At 55.8% G+C, this 541-nt stretch carries 2 protein-coding genes; both read left to right on the top strand.

Features of this window, described 5'->3' with window-relative positions; all coding sequences use genetic code 11:
- On the top strand, positions 1-218 hold a 218-nt coding region (locus tag AC1D0P_RS27890), incomplete at its 5' end, for a hypothetical protein (RefSeq protein ID WP_477679696.1).
- 1 nt (position 219) lies between these two features.
- The coding region (locus AC1D0P_RS27885; RefSeq protein WP_477679695.1) for a hypothetical protein at positions 220-541 on the top strand (322 nt) is incomplete at its 3' end.

Raw genomic sequence — 541 nt, 5'->3', positions numbered from 1 at the left:
ATGCCGAGGAGCAGGGTTTCCTGGAGACGAAGGAGAGCCGGGTCACGGCGCGCGTGAGTGCCAGGATGATCGCCGCTGCAAAGGCGCGGACTGGCATCAGCTCCGATTCCGATCTGGTAAAATTCGCCCTTGCGCAACTGGCTGTCGAAGACCCGTTCAAGAAGGCGTTTCGCGAGCTGGAAGGTTCTATCGATCCAGATATCGATCTGGAGTTCTGATTTGTCCGGCTTCGATTTTGACGCAGCTTTGCGCTGGGCGCGAAGGTTTCCGAACAGCGGTTTGGCGAGGCGATCCGGCTCTGCGCTTCAGTTCTTCGATCCGCGGCAGTTCGATCAGATTCTATTGCTCGACACCTCGGTCTACATAGATCGCCTGCAAGGCAAGATTTCTGCAGAACTCCGCCATTTCCTAGAATCGAATGCCCACAGTCACTCCACAATCTCACTGCAGGAAATCATGATGACGGTCGGGGTTCTTGATCCCGAGGATATGCGCACAAGGTCAGCCGTCAGCAAGATTGGGGCACTTGTCGAATCGATCC

Source organism: Polaromonas sp. P1_G2, assembly GCF_056405515.1.
Note: the sequence above shows the minus strand (reverse complement) of the source record. Positions and strands in the feature narration are given on the sequence as shown.